Origin of the sequence: Psychrobacter immobilis, from assembly GCF_904846235.1 — a bacterium.
Classification (GTDB): Bacteria; Pseudomonadota; Gammaproteobacteria; order Pseudomonadales; family Moraxellaceae; genus Psychrobacter; species Psychrobacter immobilis_C.
In genome coordinates this window covers 1-17,718 of sequence record NZ_CAJGZN010000008.1, presented here as the reverse complement: position 1 = coordinate 17,718, position 17,718 = coordinate 1, and the positions used below count along the sequence as shown (strand labels likewise).

The window sequence follows — 17,718 nt, the reverse complement described above, 5'->3', positions numbered from 1 at the left end:
TGTCACGGTGTCACGCTAAAAACACCTGTCCTACACCACTCTATTATGGTCAAAGACTGGATGTCCTAAGAACATATGCAAAACGCTGATAGTAAAAACTAGGTAAAGTTCGTAAAATACTTTGAATAACTTGTTAATAATCATCTTATATACGGTGATAATATTTTTATGAAAACCCTATTTCAAGCATTGATCAAGTGCCAAAAAATTTATTATCAATGCCTTATGTTAAGCAAATAACCATTCAAAATATCGGGTTCAGTAAGGATGAATACAATGTAAATTATTATTCGATATTATTAACATACTGTATGCAGGTTCAGATTAATATTTATTCATAATGCAAGCTCTCACATGATCAGATAACTTTCGGCAGATAACAGGAAATAGTTGCCTATAATTTAAATATTTTCCCACTAAAATTGAACTAAATTTACGTAATACATGCTTTGTTTTAATTTCCCCATTTAAACTTGATTTAGTTTTACTCCTAACCTAAATAAGCCATTCATAACATGCTAGCAGATGCGTGAGGTAAGCGTTGTGATAATTAACTGCCATACTTAAATAGGTAGAGTGTTTTAGCCACCATACACCCCTCCTCCTTTTTTACCGTGACAGTGTGACAACCTTTATATCTTATAGTGTTCAGAGCAATATTATCTGTGACAGCTTCCTCGATCATACAAGTCGAAAATCAGCTTACAACCCTTTCAGCTTATGACTTGTCGCTCTGTCACCTTATTGATATGCTTATTAATGCTTATATGACCTATTTAAATGAGTCAGCTCGATGACGATTGCAAATTATATTAAGGAAAATAGTCGTTCAGAATTGTGAAAGGCTCTAGTTTTCAACTAATATCATAAGTAAGTAGCCCACGTATTTCAGAAGTCCTGAAGAAGCATAGTAGCTATCCGCCTTAGCCAAGTTTTTATCAGAATGTCTAAGTTTTCTTTGTACTACTCTGACTTCATAACCTTTGTAGTTTTCACGAGATCCAGTACGTATATTGCTGTCCAGCTTTAGCTCCTTTTTAAGATGACTAACCGTCTTCTCGCTATCCGCACGAATCTGCCAATACAAGCCATCAACGAGTCTAGTTCCTATACTTACGAACTGTTTTAGCATTATTAATTGTGATTCTTTTACCCCAAAATGCAGAGAGGATGTCTTCACATTATGTTTATTAGAGAATATTTCTACGAATACTGTTAACTGTTCAGGCTCTTCAATAGACATCTGGTAAACCCTATCAAGCAATTTGATAAGCAGCTCTTGATTCTTACGTCCTCTCGGTGCACCTAGCAGCAATTTATTATTTGTAAATACTTGCTCTGCCTTGTGATAGATACATTTTGCTTCCGTTATACTGATACCATGCCTTATAGCAACCTCTACTAGTTTTTCTTGCCTTTTTTCAACTTTTAGTTCTTGTATTTCTTCTAAAAATGCAATCACATCATGATATTTTGGATGGATTAAAATAGATTTTGCTTCTGATTTCTCTGTGTCTGTTATGTTTTCAGTTGTTTGCTGGCTAGATTCAGAGCCTTTCCTTTGTTCTACACTTTCAACAAACAAAGATGTTTTATGACCAGCTAACTTCTTTATAAGATACGGACGTAGCTTACTTAAGGCGACTAGCTTAGTTTTAGCGTCGTAGGCACTAGCATCCTCTCTATTTACTGCCTGGTAGTTTATCTTTGTGACTGCCTCTAGAACCGTTAATGGTAGGGTTAGTTTTGCTTCACTCATTTGCCAACCCGCCAGTAGGTGCGCTGTATGAATATAATGCTCAAATGTCGTATCAGGTGTTAGATGCCCAGCAAAGCTAGCCAGCCCAAACCATACTCCCTGATCTTGATTATATGCCAGAACCCCTTTGGATATGGCCGTGCAATGCGTAGCATCGTAATCTGTTAATAACTGCGCCAATGGTGACTGACTGAGCACAACCGCTAAATGGCTGATTGCCGTATGCCGCAGACTATGAAAAGTGAAATCATGATCACCAAGCAAGCGATCCCACATAACCTTCATCAAATTACTAAAAAACATATGAGGCAACGGCTGATCGCCTGATCCTTGTGAGAACAAGTAGCGTTGTTTTAGTCTGGTCTGATAGTGATATAAACTAAGGAACTGCTCTAATTCATCTGGTTTGAGTAGACAATCTATTGGTATCATTCGCTTGGCACTGCTGCTTTTTAGTCGTCGATAACGATTGGGTCTCAATAATACTTGAGGAAACTCAACTTTTTGGTTGAGGCTGTCAGTATAGATATCGGTCACATCAGAGACCTTTATACCAATCAATTCATTTATACGCATACCTGTACGATACGCCAAACTCAAGACGACTAAGCACAGTCGTTTCTGATCCGACTCTAAAGCTGATGATTTGAGATAATCTTTCATGGCATGATAAATACGCGGTGATACTATGTTTGCTTTAATCACTTGACGGTTATTACCCCATGGAAAATAGACATAGGGAGCGTCAAAGTGCGTACGCTGATAATCATGAAAAGCTTTCAGACGACCGTAGGTGAATTTCTGGCTGTCTTTTAAACGGTTAAGATGAGACAGCTTTTGACTAATCACATTATTATCGTTGTTGCTACTACTGAGCACGCCATCATCAAACTCTGATGACTTGCTCAGCACAGATACCCTGCGACCGTCCTTAACCTTACTTTGAATAATCTGCTCGTATATCTCTTCAAAATCCTCACTCTCCCACTGAGCAACGTCCTCATCAATCGTCAGCATCAGCCAATCGCGACCAATACAGCCGATATATTTACTGACCGTATTAAGCCGAATGCTATGATCACCAAGTAAAGACAGCGCCCAGCTCAGCAGACGCTGTACATTGGGCTGGCTAGCGTCTGTTTTTAATATTGTGATAGTGGAAATAGCGTCATTTTTGGTTAATTTAAGTGCCTCTTGAACTTCTTTAATCACATTTTTACTAAAGCTCGGGTAGGCTATGGTATTGCTCTTTTCTTGTGCTTTCTCTGATACTTGATAACTAGCATTAAACAGTTCAGACCACGTTAGTGGTACAGGATTTGACTTAATATCCTCTCGATTATAATGAATGAGCTTATCAGTCGGCAGTCCTGTGGTTTTGAGGTCACCCTGTTTAATCGCGGCAAGCGCCCCATCAATCTGGCTATCTTCCAATTGCTGCCAGTGATAGTTGGCATATTTGATGAGCAGTGAGTGCTGCGGGCGATCGATATCTTTATTGATGAGTTTAAGCGTTTTTGAGATATCGTTAATTACAGTATTAAATGGCTTTATTTTGGCCGTGTTTAACTCTTTATCTTTTAGAGCATATAAAAAACACAAGCTCATATCATCGGGAACATAATCAACAAAACGGAGTAAGCTTTCACTCTCATCAGCCGCGCAGCCATAATTATCGTCACATACCCTAAGCGGTATTATAGCCAAATATCCTACTCTGCTTTTTTCATCAATCGCTGGCATGTCAATTTTATACATACGGCGCTCACCAAACAGCCAATCGTATAGCGCTCTTAACACCTCAATATCATTAATACCGCCATACATGATGCTGCAATACAGCACCCCTTCAACCAAGTCGTTTACTGAGAAACGCCGTTTTCGTTGCCAAACCTCTATCATTGTCACACTACTGTCTGCCACAGCACGTCCATTCACAAACCAATCATAGTTAATGGTCAAGCGCTCACGAGTTGCCAGTATCGGTACCACAGGCTCATTAAGATATATCTGGTGAGTTTTATTATAATCACGAACAAACTCTAAAAACCCGCGCCGAGCCAATTGGAAGTTTTGAGCGGTATCGAACTTCTCCTCTAGCAACTGGTTAATTGCTTCATAATGATGCTGCAGCTCACAAGGCGGCTGCATGGAATTTTGATTGATATATTCTTCGATTAATTTTTTAGCATCACGCTTAACACTTTTTTTGGATTCTTCTCTATTAAGCTGTCGCAGTTTATGAGCGCTAATATTATCCATATAGACGAACCTCAATTTGTTTTAAGTGAAGATCTGTAGCAATCGCATCTAAATGAGGACTGAGCTGGTGCAGCTGATTGATAGAGCTTGATGACATCGTGTGCATAAATTCTTGATCAGGATGCTCATGACCGTAAAGCGCGCAAATCAGATAATCAGGCACGCGCCCTATGAGCATGGATCTCAGCTGATGACGCAGCCAATTGTCCTGATGACTAAAAAAGTTTTGCAACTGGTATCGGACGCGACTTGGCGTAATACTGGCAAAGCCTTTTGGATTTTTTTGGTAAATTTGAATAAGGGGTTGTTCTGATTGCAAGATGTCATTGATGGGATAAGGTTCTGTTGGACATAATGAATTATAGATAGCGGCAAATTGCTTAATATAAATAATGTAGTTTTGAATAGCCGTTATCAAAAACTTGCTAAGAGGAATGAGCCTGCCATCAGACTGCGCATGACGCTCTTCTTTGTCAGATACCCATAACATGCGCCGCTGAAAGTCAAACTGGTGTAGCAAGCCTGGTGCGTGCTTAACTGGGCGGATACCCGTTTGGATCATGACAATATGCCACAACCAAATACTATAGCTATTGAACTGCGCAATATAGCGATCCATGTGGGACTTTAGCTTGCCATTAAAGCTCTCGGCACTGACAGCCAGTTGATTAAAGAACTGCTGGCACATTGTGGTCTTTAGCACCATATCACTACCAATGTGGCTTCTATGCCCGTTCATCGGTACGCTACACTCATCTATTAAAAGTACTTTTTGCTCATCATTGCAATATTCAGTTATCAGCTCTACCGCTTTTATATAAGTTTGCTCTAGCTCTACCGTTTTAGTGCTAAGGTAATACAGCGAAGAGCTATGCCGTACATCAACACCTGTGATCAGATCAGCATATAAGGGCTTATTAAGCTCGTTTTTGATCAATATAAACAGGCCTGCTTCAATATACTGCGGACTCAGTGCTGGTAGGTTAAGCAGATCTTTAGCATAAGAGATAGCGTCTTTAACAGTATCGGATGAAACGGTAATTTTATCCTCAAGCATAACTTGTAAAGCTTCAGGAATTGCACGATAAAAGGTACTGCCATAGCTTTGTCTGTGGGCAAGCAGATGACTTCGAGTATTGGTCGTCACATCAATCGTGATGGCAATGCTACTAACTTTACGGACACGGTCATAGACGAAATACTTCCGTTGACTGCGACTGCATTGCCAATCAGCAATGATGCTATCGATACTAAGTCCACTTAATAGTGACAGTAGTAAGACGACATACCCAGTGCCACTTTCTTTATCAACACTCATAAAGCGCTGCCAAAGCGTGGCAAATAACATTTGGTATCCGGTAATGCTTAGCTGACGATGATTGGTTGGGAAATGAAATTGATTACGGCGGGCATGTTGATGGTTATTTTTCAATCGCCATTGCTGCAGCTCAGAGGATTTAGCAATTTGTGTGGCTGGCTTAAAGTCATTGTCTAGCAAAGGTACTTCGTTGTCATCAGCAATATTTTCAGCGATTGCCACGTTACTGTGCTTTTTTGATTGTTTCGTACCAAACACTATACTTTGTAGTGGCTCATTGTCAGTATCCACTAATGTCTTGATGACGGTTTGAGCCGACTTTACGCGTTTAGTACTCTCAGTATAAGTTTTGCCAACAAAGGTTTTATTATTAATTACCACCTCATAAGCCAGCCTGATTTGACCTATTTTACTACCAAGATATTGGTTCGCTGTTTTACCTGTTGCCTCTTTCTGTTTAACGCTTGCTTCATATTGTCTGATATAAGATAAGCATGAGGACAAGCTATCGCACTGATCGTGAATACTGATTAACTGGTCGAGAATCTCACACTGCGGATCAGAAGGTCTTAGCGCCATTCGAACCCGTACGCCAAGCTTATCTATTTTGGCAAAGTGCTTGTCATGGCGTGCTGTGATCATAAATATCACTTTTAAGTAGCCGCTCATAAACCGCCAAGCATTATTATTGATATCAACTTCGCCATATGCCTGATAAAAGATAATCAGTAGATAGCTGACCGCCCACTCTCCAGTTTTACCTTCCCGAATAATTTGTGTCATTACCTCAGTGCAGTCTATGCCAGTAAAGTCTGCAAAATTAGACTCTAGTGTTGAGGGCACTAAATCAATATCATCATCTGGTACTAAATTAATCACATCAATCACAAGCTGAGACATTTGTATGTGATGTGGTGAACCTACTGGGATAAGCTTATCAAACACTCGCCTGTCGGTCACATCATTAAATAATTTAGTGTGAACCATAAGAAGTTTCCATCCAACTCAGGTTTTTGGGCAGCCCCAGCATCGCATCATCATTGGCTAATTTACACTGCTGATACTCATAAGCACTTTGGCTGATACCAGCAAACCTACAATAATTGTCTACCGTCAGTCGCTCAATGTTCATGAGCTCGCAAATAATACTTTTTGGTGCACTAGAGCTTAAAGCCTTTAGAAACTCAGGATGATTAATTCCCCTTGAGAAGGCCAGCTCGACAACCTCACTCCAAGCTAAGCGCTTAATATCTCTCAGGCTTTCAGCAGCAACTAAGCAAGGCTGACGTGAATTGGTCTCTTCTATTAGAATTTCATCAAACCTTCTAAACTCATTAAAAAAATAATAAGTCTCGTTTTTATCATTTACCAATCGTAGCGGTGGGCGATAATAATCATCCAAGCCACCTATATTTATACCTCTCATTCTTGGCCTAAATTGATGCCATATCAACAATGCCTTTTGCGCATCTTGATGAACAACCAAATTATATTTACTGAAAGTTATAAACTTCTGAGTAGACTTTAGATGAATACTATTCATTTTAATATAGTTAATAGTGAATTATACTAATTATGATATGTTATAACTTATCGATTGTAAAGCCTTTAATATTGCTGTTATATTTTTATCTTTGGATAACTCAAATACTGATTCATAACCATTTTTTAGACAAAAAAAATACTCCCTAACCCATGATAAATAAAGGCTAAAGAGTATTTTAAAATTTCAATTTTAGTTGGGTGAGGAGGTTAACGTCTTATATCAGTCGACCTTCCTATCAAGCTTAGTTCTCTTCATTATCATCGGGAACATACTTTAAAACATCCCCTGGGGTGACTTTTAATACTTGGCACAACTTACTCAGGGTATCGAACTCTATGCGAGTTGTCTCATCGTTATAAATTCTATGAAGCGTTGACTTGCTGATGTCTGTCATCCTTACTAAATCTGCAACTCGCAATCTTCTTTCCGCTAAAAGCACTGGTAGATTACATGAAATCACAATAAAATCCTTATTGGTAAGTAAAAAATACTTGCCAGTGATTACTTTTCTGTTAAAATAATACTCGTTGGCAATAACTAAGTTTCCGTCAAAAACTATTTTGTGCTGACTAACGCTTTATTATGTCATAGACTCATCTTGCTGCTCAATAGCTGGCTAACTATGATGGGTGCGACTTGTTCGACAGATATAGTCACCATAAAAATGTGATACTAATCATAGTCATTCTGCCATTAAAAAGGAGTATGTTGTGGGCATCAAGATTGAATGGAGCATGACACAAAATGCTTGGGACAAACGGGTCTGTGAAGATTATTGGGCTTATAATCATAAAATCAGCTATGTAGATTATGTACGTATGCTCTGTCAAAAATACAATATTAGCTCGCAAACATTGTTTGAAACTATAAGCCAATGCTATGCTTGCTTAGATGATGTTTGCTGTGAATATTGTGGTAGCGCCTGTCCGATTGAAGTACCTGCTGATATCGCCTATATGCGGGCAAAAGAGAGTTGGTTTTGTGCAGTATGTGAGCATGCTATGTGGAGAAGTGACTTTATTAGCAAATAAACAATCAAATCTACTTTTGGCTAAAAAACTGATGTTTTTATCTGACATAATCAATACCTCTCACTCAAGACACTAACTCTATTCGTATTCATGGCGATTTGGTTTTCGTTAACCTTATCCCAGATAGTTTGCGAGTAATTGATTAGATCTCTATCGGTCAGATTTTCAGTATCGAATAGCTCATTTAACCTTGCGACTATTTTCGATAGCCAGTTCTCTTATTTATCCTTAGCATTGCCAGCTCTACCGCTACCAGTATTCAGCGGATAGAAACTATCCTCTTACAATTTTAAATCCTGTTGACGTAGCTTAGAAAAGCGGTATCGAGCCTCTCACGTAGCATAGGTTGCAAGTGGTGAGCATAAAGACTTAGCTTCTCTACATCCTTATTATCGTAATCGATAATCTGCGATATAAATTCATACTGACGGGTTTAATCATGGTGATCTTGCACTAGGTCGCTTCGGCGCATTAGCAACTATTTTAGTATTTATCATTGTATTTATTAGTCTTTCAATATCTTGCTAGTACTAAAGCTCGCTGACGATTATGCTTTTAATAAGATTATTTTATGGATTAAGTAGTAATTTCTTAGATGCTTATAGCCTTGTTAAAGAGGGTTTAAGGGTTTAAGGGTTTAAGGGTTTAAGACTATTAGCGTGATGAGTAAATATCGATAATGATTAGATATAAGTAGTAGTAAAAAAGGTGCTAACGCTATATACGGCATATTGTTAGCACCCTTTTGGGTTCGAAAATTTACTCAGGCGAGTTTATCAAAATTGGGGTTTTGATAAGGCTATTGTGGCAAAGATAAATTGGAGATTTGGGGAGTGTTCCGTGGTTTAAGTAGCAGTGAGAGTTTTTATAAAAAAAGGCTTAGAGTATATTTACTATGCTATCTTTATATAGTGTTATTGAACTTTTTTTTACTAAAATCTAACACGCCTACAAATCACTGTCGCAAGGGAAAATTATGAAAAATGAAATGGATCTTACAGGGTTTGATCAGCTAGAAAAAAATTTAGCCAGCCTATCTAGTGAACATGAGATACCAATAGATGAACTGATGACTCCTAAATTCATATCGAGCTGTAGCAAATATTCTAACTTTGATGAATTGTTAAAGTTTTCTGGATTTGAGAGGGAGTCACTAGAAGGCTTTGAAGCTATCCCAAACGAAAAATGGGATAGTTTTATTCAAGAAAATACTACTTACGAAAATTGGCAGAAAATGCGAATGGCAGCCTGGAATTCATATGTCGAGAAGAAACTAACGGAAGGATTAAAATAGTAATTTAACTCTATCTACTTCTTGAAATAAAAAAGCCCTGCAAATGCGAGACTTTTTATTAGAACACTAATATCAATGTGCAAAAAAATTCTTTTCTGCCAATAATGCAATAAAATTACTTCTACTCTTATAACGTTCTTTATTACTTGCAACTTCCTCATCAATCATATGAATCAGACGACTTGGTAAAGTTACATTGATTTTTTCAGTTTTTCCGAGATAACGATTTACATCGACTGGCGCTAAAGCCCAAGTTACACCTTCGTACTCTGGATTATCCATATAAGTACCGATATCAGAAGGAAGTGGGATTTGTTCTCCGTCTTCTACCAAGCCTTCTAAATGCAGCTCGATAGCTTCAATCGCCATATCAACAGCATCTTGATAGTTATCAGCAGCAGAAAAGCATCCTGGTAAATCAGGTACACGAATACCATGCGCTGTATGACTATCTCTTCTCTCGATTGCGATAGGATAAAACATAGCTAGACTCCTTTATATGGGTTTTATTAATTCAACGGTATAGATTATTTCAAAACAGATTTTTTATTAGCATTTACAAGTTAGCTGTAGCCAAACGTTAGCTTCGTTTGCAAACAAAGCTAACTATTGCTAAAGCCACTGGATCATTTCAATCCAGCTTGTTTGAAAATACTATTAACAGTACCTTTCGGTAGGTCTTTTTTAGGGTGTGGGATAGTAACCCTGCCCTTTTTTGTTTTATGTTTGTACTGAAAATGACTACCCTTAGTGGCGACCCAATACCATCCATCTGCTATGAGCATATCTATAAGCTCGGATGACTTAATAAAACCCCCCTATAATCAAAATTCATTTCTATTGTAATAACAATAACCCTAGGGGTATGAATCATTAATTATAATATAACCCTAGGGTTATATTATGTCAAATTTATTCTTAAATATTTCAAAAAGGGGAAAAATCAGCTACTGCGATAACTTCGCTAGCCACCGCAACCTTGACGTCCATATTTTCAGCTGATGGTAGGTTAACCGCAATCTCTGGCACAACTTGCCACGGCACAAGCCGTGATAATGTAGGAGCAAGCTCTGACAGCTCGCAGATATTTACCACTGCATCAAGTTTAATACGAATATGACTGGTCAAAAACCTATCTGTACGCGCGGTATCGGTCAGATATGAGGGATATTTGTGCGCTAAGGATTTAGAGTGCCAAAGCCTCATAATTTCATTTTGTTTGGGGTATAGCGTATCAAGAACAAACTGCAAAAATCCCAGCCCGCGCTCACTTGCCAGCGCTTGCCAATTGGCATAGATAATCCGCATCAGCCTGTCTGACAAGCCCTCATCATCACGTCTAAGTACTACTAAACCGTTTAGCTTAGTAAAGCACTCTACGACCGACTGACGACCCTGACACAGCACGCTGTAATTAAATATAGTTGAAAATACCATTGAGCGCATTCAGAGAATAATCATCAACCATTTATGCAAATACATCCGCGATCGCTTGCTCAAGTTCGCCCACTTTGTGGCTTTTTACAATCGAACCAATATACTCACTGGTCGGTAAGCTGGTTCGCTGCATATCTACCCACTATATCGGTCATACTGAATTGCCGCTATCAGTGGTTTGCGTTACCCTGATAATGATTGTATCTTCAGGAAGATAGGCCCACTGACGTGGGACCTATACCGTCAAATCCGTACACATCAACTTGGGAGATAGGAGTATTACATGTGGAATGAAACTATCAGATCAAATTTGAGAATTAGTTTCTATTGCTAAATTGAGACTCGATTGGCTTAATATCATAGCCAAAATACCCCTCTATAACGTCTCGCAGGTTACTCATACTGATGTTTAGCACCTCCTCGTAGCCACTATTGCTGTAAATTTCTAATTGGGTATCGCGAATAAATAAAAAGCGTTTACCAACAACCATCGAGAAACGTAACTGGCTACTAAATGGATAGATAATATCGGCAGAAAAGCGGTTTTCAATACTGTGATAGATTTCAGTTTCAGACTTTGCGGCAATATCAATTTCCATTTGTTTTTTTTCTACATTACGTTTTCGGTGGTAGACTGTGATCACACCATTTTCTAGCGTGGTCCTAAAGCGCATACCGTAACACTCATATAGAATCGGGGTTGCGGCTGGGATAAGTTGAATGGATGGCCATCCATTGCCAATATCTGCAAAATAGCGCTGGTTGTTTATTTCAAGTCTTACTAGTCGGTGAATATCTTGTCCACCAATGCGAGCAGAGTGCAAGTATGCATCTAATCCAGCTGCTTTGGTTGCAGCTAAGTAGCTTAGAGCTTTGTCTGAACAGGTACCGCCATATGCCATCGTTGCAGGGTGTACGTTGTTGAGTAAGTATAAGTTATGGAATGGCTCTTGAATAAATTTATCGAGTAGTATTTGTTGAGCTAAATGCACTGTCATCTATGAGCCCCTCCTCGTTTAGCAATAGCAGAATCAAATGTTGGATAGCTAAAAAAGTAAGGATCGTCTACATCATATGTGAACGCATCTTTCCATATTTTCTTAAGTTCTGCTATCTCTGTATTACCGTTACGGGTTAAATGGTCCACTACCAACTTTCGGATGCCACTACCAACATCAAAAGAGGTCTTTTTTCGGTTTGCGATCTCGACAGGCAATAAGTGCCTAAAGGCGTCTCTAAGTGCTATCTTGTTATGACCGGGAATATAGAACTGCTTATGCTCAAGGTCATCGGCAACTTTTTTTACTGTACGATCTAAAAATGGGCAACGAGCTTCAATACTATGAGCCATGCTGCACTTATCAAGCCTGCGAAGTTCCGTAAAGTGCATATCGGTTATCAGTCTAGTACGAATAACTTGCCACTCTTTTTCGGATAGTTGCTCATGGTAACCAGCAAATAGCTCATCTGCCCCCTCTCCGGTTAGTACTACCTTTAAGTCTTTCATGCGTGCGGCTTGAGCTAATAAATAGGTCGCAAGACCATTGCTAATGATCGATGGATTGTAACTTTCAGTTGCGTAAAGTACCTTATCAATCAATGCGGGTAACTTTTGCTCACTTGGTAATGGGATGTATATAACTTGCTTTAATCCTAGGTGTTTAACAAGCCTTTCAACCATAGCAAAATCAATACTATCGGAATCTCCCAGAGTAAAATAAGTTACATCTTGGCGATGCTGACAAGTTATAGCCGCAATAATCGAACTATCTAGACCTCCGCTCAGGAAAACACCGAAGGGCTGCTTAGGTAAGCGTTTAATGACTGCTTGTTCCATTGCTGAAAGCAGATTAGATGTTGTACTGGTTGACTGTTGGTGGCGTGCTATTTGGGTAAGCGTGCCCGTGGTTAAGTCAAGCTGACTAATACCAAGAGGCACTTGCTCGAACCAGTCAATATTTTGTAGGGCTTTAAGTTCACTGACAACAAATAGGTTGTTATTGGCTTGACCGTAAAACAGTGGCTTTTTACCCATATGGTCGCGAAACAATAGAATTGAATCTGTCTCCAGTTGATAAATAACTCCTGAATAAAACCCGTCTAACTCGCTTAGTACCTGTTCACCCAGTTGAGCAAATAGTGGTGCGATTACATGTGTATCGCAGTCGCTATTACGGAAGAGGTCATATTGTTTTGCAAGTAAATCTGCATTGTAAATCTCGCCATTAAAAGCTCCTATCATACCGCCCAATTTGTAAGGTTGGCGACCTGTAATGCTTTCATCATTAATTGCCAAACGTGCAAACCCAATAGCTAACTTCCCCTTGATCCAATAGTGTTGGTCATCAGGACCTCGATGAGCAAGGCGAGTTAAAGTAGCTGATATATTCTGTTCGGCGGTATCACCGTGAAGCACGACTATTCCGCACATAGTTGCGCTTCTTCATTGAACTGTAGCTGATTACGCAATTGCATTAACAGTTCACCTAACCGATTCAAGCCACTACCATCTTCTGCATCGCCCCAATAACTGTCATTGATCGTATGTTCGGCTATGTGATATTGCTGGGTTGATAATAATAACGCTTCAAGTTCAGGGTTTTGAGTAAACTTGGCTGTAAGTGCTTGAAGCATTATATCTTCCTTCATGTTATGCCAGTTAGGTTGCAAGTGTTGTGATTCTAACTGCTTAGCCATTTGTTTGGCTAACATAGGACTTGCTGCACAGCGTATGCGCTCTTGCAATGTATGATCTCTAAATTTTTGTGCTTGGTAAAAGTGCTCTGTTGTCGGCCAAATTTTATTATGCAGATATATGGCATGTTTTGAAAAGTTGGAAAGCTCTCCCCAGGTTTGGTCTGAATGGTAAAATAAAATAGAGTTAATATTGTCATACTCGAAACCTAAAGGCAGGCAGTGCCCTAATTTTTCGTTTTTACTTTTCAAGTAATCTATATTTTCAGGCCGTATTTGTGGGTGTGTATTAAGTAGTTCTACTTCGATTCCTGCTTGTTCTAGTGCGCGTCGCTTACGTGGGTTGTTTGATACCAAGCGCACTTGTTTTATTTCCATTTCTTTTAGCACATTTATAGCTGGTGCATAGTTGCGAACGTCTTGTTCTAAACCCAGTGCCTCAAATGACTCTGCTGCATCTAAAGCTTCACTCTGCATTTTGTATACTGCTTGAATCTTATTAGAAAGGCCCTGACCACGGCCTTCTTGATGTAAGTGGAAAATGATCCCACTTCCATTGTGTGCCATTATCTTCATGGATTCGCGCAATTGGTCGGCACAGTCACAGTCCCTTGCTTCAAATACTTCAGAGGCTAGACAAGAAGAATGTAATCGCAGTATTGGTCTACTCTCTAGTTTATTGATATCACCAAAGGTGACTACTCGTAACATTTCATTGCCAGTATCGTACATTCTAAATGTGCCGTGTAGTGTTGGGAGTTCGCAGTAATCTTTAAAAGGCATTTTATTCTATTCTCTCAAGGGTTTTCTGATGTGCTTTTGCAAAGCGGTTACTCTGCGGCACTATTTGATTTAAAAATTCGTAAATATGGCACTCGTTCATTTGTTTAACTTGGGTTTCTAATTTAGTAAAAGCATTTGGGTTAAATGAGTTAGCCAAGTATTTATATAACTCGCTTAGTTCTGGATATTTGGATAAAGCTTGCACTAAGCCATTAATCCGATAAAAGCTGAGCCTTAAACGTGAAAGACGAGTATTGCATTCTGATTTGGTCGCTTTCCATACTTGGTTAATATCAATATCGGTAAAAACCAAGTTATGTCGTTCGTTGTTTCGTAGAAATTCTTGCAGACCAGCGTACAATGCTGATCCCATGATTTCATCCTGTACTTTACTTAAGTTCAAAATTGGTTCGTGCTGTATGCGCCCAGTATGTTGAACAGGAAATGGCGCACTTTTAATAGTTAGTCCATGGTAATGTTTATTGATTATTGCCCAGACCATGTCTGAACGGCGAGCTTCACGGCCGTTAATCTTAAAAATTAGGTTAGGCGTTTGTATTAAGGCTTTAGCGTTTAGTACAAAGGTGTTGCCTCCACGGTTTACCGTATCTTTTGCTGCAGCTAATGGAGATGTTGAACATGCTGGAACAATACCACGAGTGAGTGGAAATCCTGTGACCAATAAAGGTGCATGTGCAATCAATCGAGAGCGAGCTTCAGTGACGCTTTCACCTTTGTAGGCGGGTTCAAGCCAAAATGGCGCTTCGATATGAGCCGTATGTTTACGAGATAAATCATAGTAATAATCAGGATACTTATCTCGAAGTATTGTATTTTCGTGGCTGCGATCAGGCAATTCGATATTGTTTGGTAGTTTATCAAGCCAGCGTAAGTTATGAAGCAGATCTACCAATTGGCCACGTAGGCCATTTAATGGAGGATTAGGAGATGAGCCTTCGTATTGTCCAATCACTACATCGACATCTGCTTGCTTAAACATTGGTAGCCAAGCTAGAAACTGTTTGGCTCGGGCATCTAAACGCATATCGTCATCAAGGATCCAAGCATAGTTATTTGGAGTCGTTATGCATTTTAAACCAACATATTTTTGCAGCATGCTCCGTGCATGTGCAATTCCCACTTGGCCTTTTGGTCGTTTTGCCAAGTCAGAACCAAATAAGCCGTTTACAGCATCTTCTATCTGTTGTGTTTCGCTTATTATTTTTATATCACCCAATGGCCTTTTGCTGAATGAAAGTGTTTCTTTCACAGAGGTATCTGAGCAACCGTTGCATAGTACTATGGAGTTTATACTGGATAAAAAATCACATTGTGCAAGATCAGCAATACTATTTAATAATGGCAATAACTTATGCGTATCACCGGTAATCACACCAATAGTTAGGGCAAATGGCTTGGATGGTTTTTCTAGTGGGGTAAGTGGCAGCCACGCGTCCTGTGCTTGTTTAAGGTTACAATCAATACCAGTTAAACTTTGACGAAATGCTTGATAGCCCTGCATTTCCGGGATATTTATTGTATGCAGAGATTGGCGCATTAAGTGCTTGAGATTTGGATGATCCGCATGATGAATAGTTAGATAAGCCCTCCGAGCCATGTGTTCAAACCCTAATTCATTCCACGGGCGAATATCCGCGCCATAATCAATCAGTTTCACTTCACTCTGGGTTTTTATTAAGTTTTTCGGGTGCATGTTATTACATACGATTCCTGCTTTGCTACAACTGTGTAGTAAGCCAATCACTTGTTCGCAGTTGCCACCTTGATAAGGAATGCTATTTTCAAAAGGATAAGTGAGTACCAAAGTTTTTCTATCTGATATAACTTCGTCAAGAGTATACAAACCAGGTAGATTGTACTGTTGTGAACTAAACCATTTTAAAAATTTGATTTGCTCAGCAGGTATATGGGTTTTCCAATAGTCAATGCATTTAAAAATACGCTGACCATCTGTCATAACAACAGCTTCAGAGCCCATACCAAGTAGTAGAAGCTCATGAATACCAAATAGTCTTCTGATACGATCATTAGCTGCATCAATGCGGCATTGTTTTATTCTATTAATGAGTGTCGCATGCGGTTTGATGAGGAGTTCATTACAGCGGTTAGTACATAAATGACGAGCGCCTAAGTTCGTCAGTATTGTTGATAAATCGTTCTCGCTTTCAATAGAGCGTTGCTCTTGAAAGTCAGCATCTTTTAATACCCATGCGCTATTACCAATATTTTCTTTGGCAACAAATGCTGTGGCTGTTTCAATACACGTTTGCTGATGGCATAAATTATAGCAAGTAACTCCCAATTGATTCATCTGTTCAATAAACGCACGCAAATCAATCTGATCCAATTTTTTAGTTGTGGTCAAAACGATATTGAATCTAACCAGACTTTTTTGGCCTAAATGATGAATTTTTTCAATAGCTTGTTCTAATTGGTTAAATAAAAGACTTCCAAATTCAACACCAAGAGTTAATGCGATTTGAAATTCCTGCTTTAGTATCTTTGTTGGTAATATTTCTGGCTGCCAGAAAAATAGGCGCTGTGCGCGTTCAAGGAACGCGTTACTTTGATCAGCGCTCATGCGCCCATAGTATTTCTGCCAGAAAACTGCCAATCCATTATTCTTGGCTAGTGAGTTTGGTGTACTAAGGCGCTGACGGTCAATATCGGCATAGTGATTTAGTAGTGGTTTCTTTATATTGCAGTAGCGTATTGCGTCTAATTCACAGAGACGTATACACAAGTCTCGATCAGTGCAACTTGATAGTTGCTCATCAAAACCGCCTGCCATCAACATAATATCTAGTGATAAGAATAAGTTAGAGCCTTGAATACCTGGATTTCCGCATAAAAACAGCTCTTCATTTAGTGAGTCAGGAGGTATACATTTGATAGGCTGTTGTGCATTACCTTCATAACGGTAAAAGCCAGCTGCCACCATATTACAATGCTGTGTGATTGCTAACGATTTGCAGTTTTCTAAGTAATTAGGATGCCATTCATCATCGTCATCAAGAAATGCTAAAAATAGTGAACCGAATTCCTGTTTTTGTTCGTTGCTCAGGTATTCTATTGCCGTATTCCATGCTCCACTAGCACCTAGAGTTCGCTGGTTTAATAAATATCTAACATGGCAGTTAGTTGATGGAATAGATTCGACTACCAGTCTGTTTTGGAGCTGAATTTTTTCAGCAGAATCATCTACAAGAATGATATAGTTCGGTGATATTGATTGATTTAATACTGAGTTTATAGCTCTTTGTTTTAGTAAGTTAGGTCTGTTTTTAGTCGCAATAATCACTGCTATTTGTGGGGCGTTCACACGATACTCCATTGCTAATGAACAACTAGCTTTTATATTTACATAGTAAGGTCATAAAGCTTCTTGTGTTAATAAGCTAGTAGTTCAGTCAAAACTATTTAATAGTTTTACTTTCATGTCATTGTGAACCGCCCCGACTTTATCGGAGAGTGATTTACTTGAGTCAGGCAGCGATGCCTGACAGGGTTAAATTATCATAATACCGCTTTTCAAACTCAAAGGGTGACACATATCCAATCGTGCTATGCAAT

13 protein-coding genes are annotated in these 17,718 nt (G+C 39.1%); 2 read left to right on the top strand and 11 right to left on the bottom strand.

What is annotated here, in order from left to right; genetic code table 11:
• Window positions 1-847: 847 nt before the first annotated feature.
• From JMX07_RS06965 to JMX07_RS06950, 4 genes are all read right to left on the bottom strand, one after another.
• The gene (locus JMX07_RS06965; protein ID WP_201607066.1) at window positions 848-4,021 is read right to left on the bottom strand and encodes a site-specific integrase; all 3,174 of its coding nucleotides are present in this window, start codon (window positions 4,019-4,021) and stop codon (window positions 848-850) included.
• Window positions 4,014-6,326 (bottom strand): hypothetical protein, encoded by a 2,313-nt coding sequence (locus tag JMX07_RS06960; RefSeq protein WP_201607065.1) that lies wholly within the window; start codon window positions 6,324-6,326, stop codon window positions 4,014-4,016. Before JMX07_RS06960 ends, JMX07_RS06965 begins: the two co-directional genes overlap by 8 nt.
• The gene (locus JMX07_RS06955; RefSeq protein WP_201607063.1) at window positions 6,313-6,882 is read right to left on the bottom strand and encodes a hypothetical protein; all 570 of its coding nucleotides are present in this window, start codon (window positions 6,880-6,882) and stop codon (window positions 6,313-6,315) included. The genes JMX07_RS06960 and JMX07_RS06955 overlap by 14 nt, the downstream gene beginning before the upstream one ends.
• A 244-nt stretch (window positions 6,883-7,126) precedes the next feature.
• Window positions 7,127-7,345, bottom strand: coding sequence for a helix-turn-helix domain-containing protein (locus JMX07_RS06950; protein WP_165597235.1), 219 nt, complete (start codon window positions 7,343-7,345; stop codon window positions 7,127-7,129).
• A 250-nt stretch (window positions 7,346-7,595) separates the two neighbouring features.
• On the opposite strand from JMX07_RS06950, the gene JMX07_RS06945 reads away from it, so the two are divergent.
• Window positions 7,596-7,916: a hypothetical protein gene (locus JMX07_RS06945; protein ID WP_201607061.1), complete on the top strand. Its 321-nt coding sequence runs from the start codon at window positions 7,596-7,598 to the stop codon at window positions 7,914-7,916.
• 976 nt (window positions 7,917-8,892) lie between these two features.
• Window positions 8,893-9,210, top strand: a complete 318-nt coding sequence (locus JMX07_RS06940; RefSeq protein WP_201607059.1) for a hypothetical protein — start codon at window positions 8,893-8,895, stop codon at window positions 9,208-9,210.
• Between the two features lie 72 nt (window positions 9,211-9,282).
• On the opposite strand, the gene JMX07_RS06935 is transcribed toward JMX07_RS06940, so the two are convergent.
• From JMX07_RS06935 to JMX07_RS06905, 7 genes are all read right to left on the bottom strand, one after another.
• Complete coding sequence (locus JMX07_RS06935; protein WP_201607057.1) at window positions 9,283-9,693, bottom strand: type II toxin-antitoxin system HicB family antitoxin; 411 nt, start codon at window positions 9,691-9,693, stop codon at window positions 9,283-9,285.
• Between the two features lie 143 nt (window positions 9,694-9,836).
• Window positions 9,837-10,019 carry a type II toxin-antitoxin system HicA family toxin gene (locus JMX07_RS06930; protein ID WP_201607195.1) on the bottom strand — a complete coding sequence of 61 codons (183 nt, stop codon included), beginning with the start codon at window positions 10,017-10,019 and terminating at the stop codon, window positions 9,837-9,839.
• 118 nt (window positions 10,020-10,137) lie between these two features.
• Window positions 10,138-10,647, bottom strand: coding sequence for a hypothetical protein (locus JMX07_RS06925; RefSeq protein WP_201607054.1), 510 nt, complete (start codon window positions 10,645-10,647; stop codon window positions 10,138-10,140).
• A 317-nt stretch (window positions 10,648-10,964) separates the two neighbouring features.
• Window positions 10,965-11,645: a hypothetical protein gene (locus JMX07_RS06920; protein ID WP_201607052.1), complete on the bottom strand. Its 681-nt coding sequence runs from the start codon at window positions 11,643-11,645 to the stop codon at window positions 10,965-10,967.
• On the bottom strand, window positions 11,642-13,063 hold the full coding sequence (locus JMX07_RS06915; RefSeq protein ID WP_201607049.1) for an asparagine synthetase B family protein: 1,422 nt from the start codon (window positions 13,061-13,063) through the stop codon (window positions 11,642-11,644). The genes JMX07_RS06920 and JMX07_RS06915 overlap by 4 nt, the downstream gene beginning before the upstream one ends.
• A 2-nt stretch (window positions 13,064-13,065) precedes the next feature.
• Window positions 13,066-14,124 carry a GTP cyclohydrolase II RibA gene (gene ribA / locus JMX07_RS06910; protein WP_227684684.1) on the bottom strand — a complete coding sequence of 353 codons (1,059 nt, stop codon included), beginning with the start codon at window positions 14,122-14,124 and terminating at the stop codon, window positions 13,066-13,068.
• Between the two features lies 1 nt (window position 14,125).
• Window positions 14,126-17,467, bottom strand: coding sequence for a glycosyltransferase family 2 protein (locus JMX07_RS06905; protein WP_201607047.1), 3,342 nt, complete (start codon window positions 17,465-17,467; stop codon window positions 14,126-14,128).
• Window positions 17,468-17,718: the final 251 nt, after the last annotated feature.

Coding starts and splice junctions, on each gene's coding strand:
- JMX07_RS06965 (WP_201607066.1), bottom strand. CDS start 4,021: ATGGATAATATTAGCGCTCATAAACTGCGACAGCTTAATAGAGAAGAA.
- JMX07_RS06935 (WP_201607057.1), bottom strand. CDS start 9,693: ATGTTTTATCCTATCGCAATCGAGAGAAGAGATAGTCATACAGCGCAT.
- JMX07_RS06925 (WP_201607054.1), bottom strand. CDS start 10,647: ATGGTATTTTCAACTATATTTAATTACAGCGTGCTGTGTCAGGGTCGT.
- JMX07_RS06940 (WP_201607059.1), top strand. CDS start 8,893: ATGAAAAATGAAATGGATCTTACAGGGTTTGATCAGCTAGAAAAAAAT.
- JMX07_RS06960 (WP_201607065.1), bottom strand. CDS start 6,326: ATGGTTCACACTAAATTATTTAATGATGTGACCGACAGGCGAGTGTTT.
- JMX07_RS06920 (WP_201607052.1), bottom strand. CDS start 11,645: ATGACAGTGCATTTAGCTCAACAAATACTACTCGATAAATTTATTCAA.
- ribA (WP_227684684.1), bottom strand. CDS start 14,124: ATGCCTTTTAAAGATTACTGCGAACTCCCAACACTACACGGCACATTT.
- JMX07_RS06955 (WP_201607063.1), bottom strand. CDS start 6,882: ATGAATAGTATTCATCTAAAGTCTACTCAGAAGTTTATAACTTTCAGT.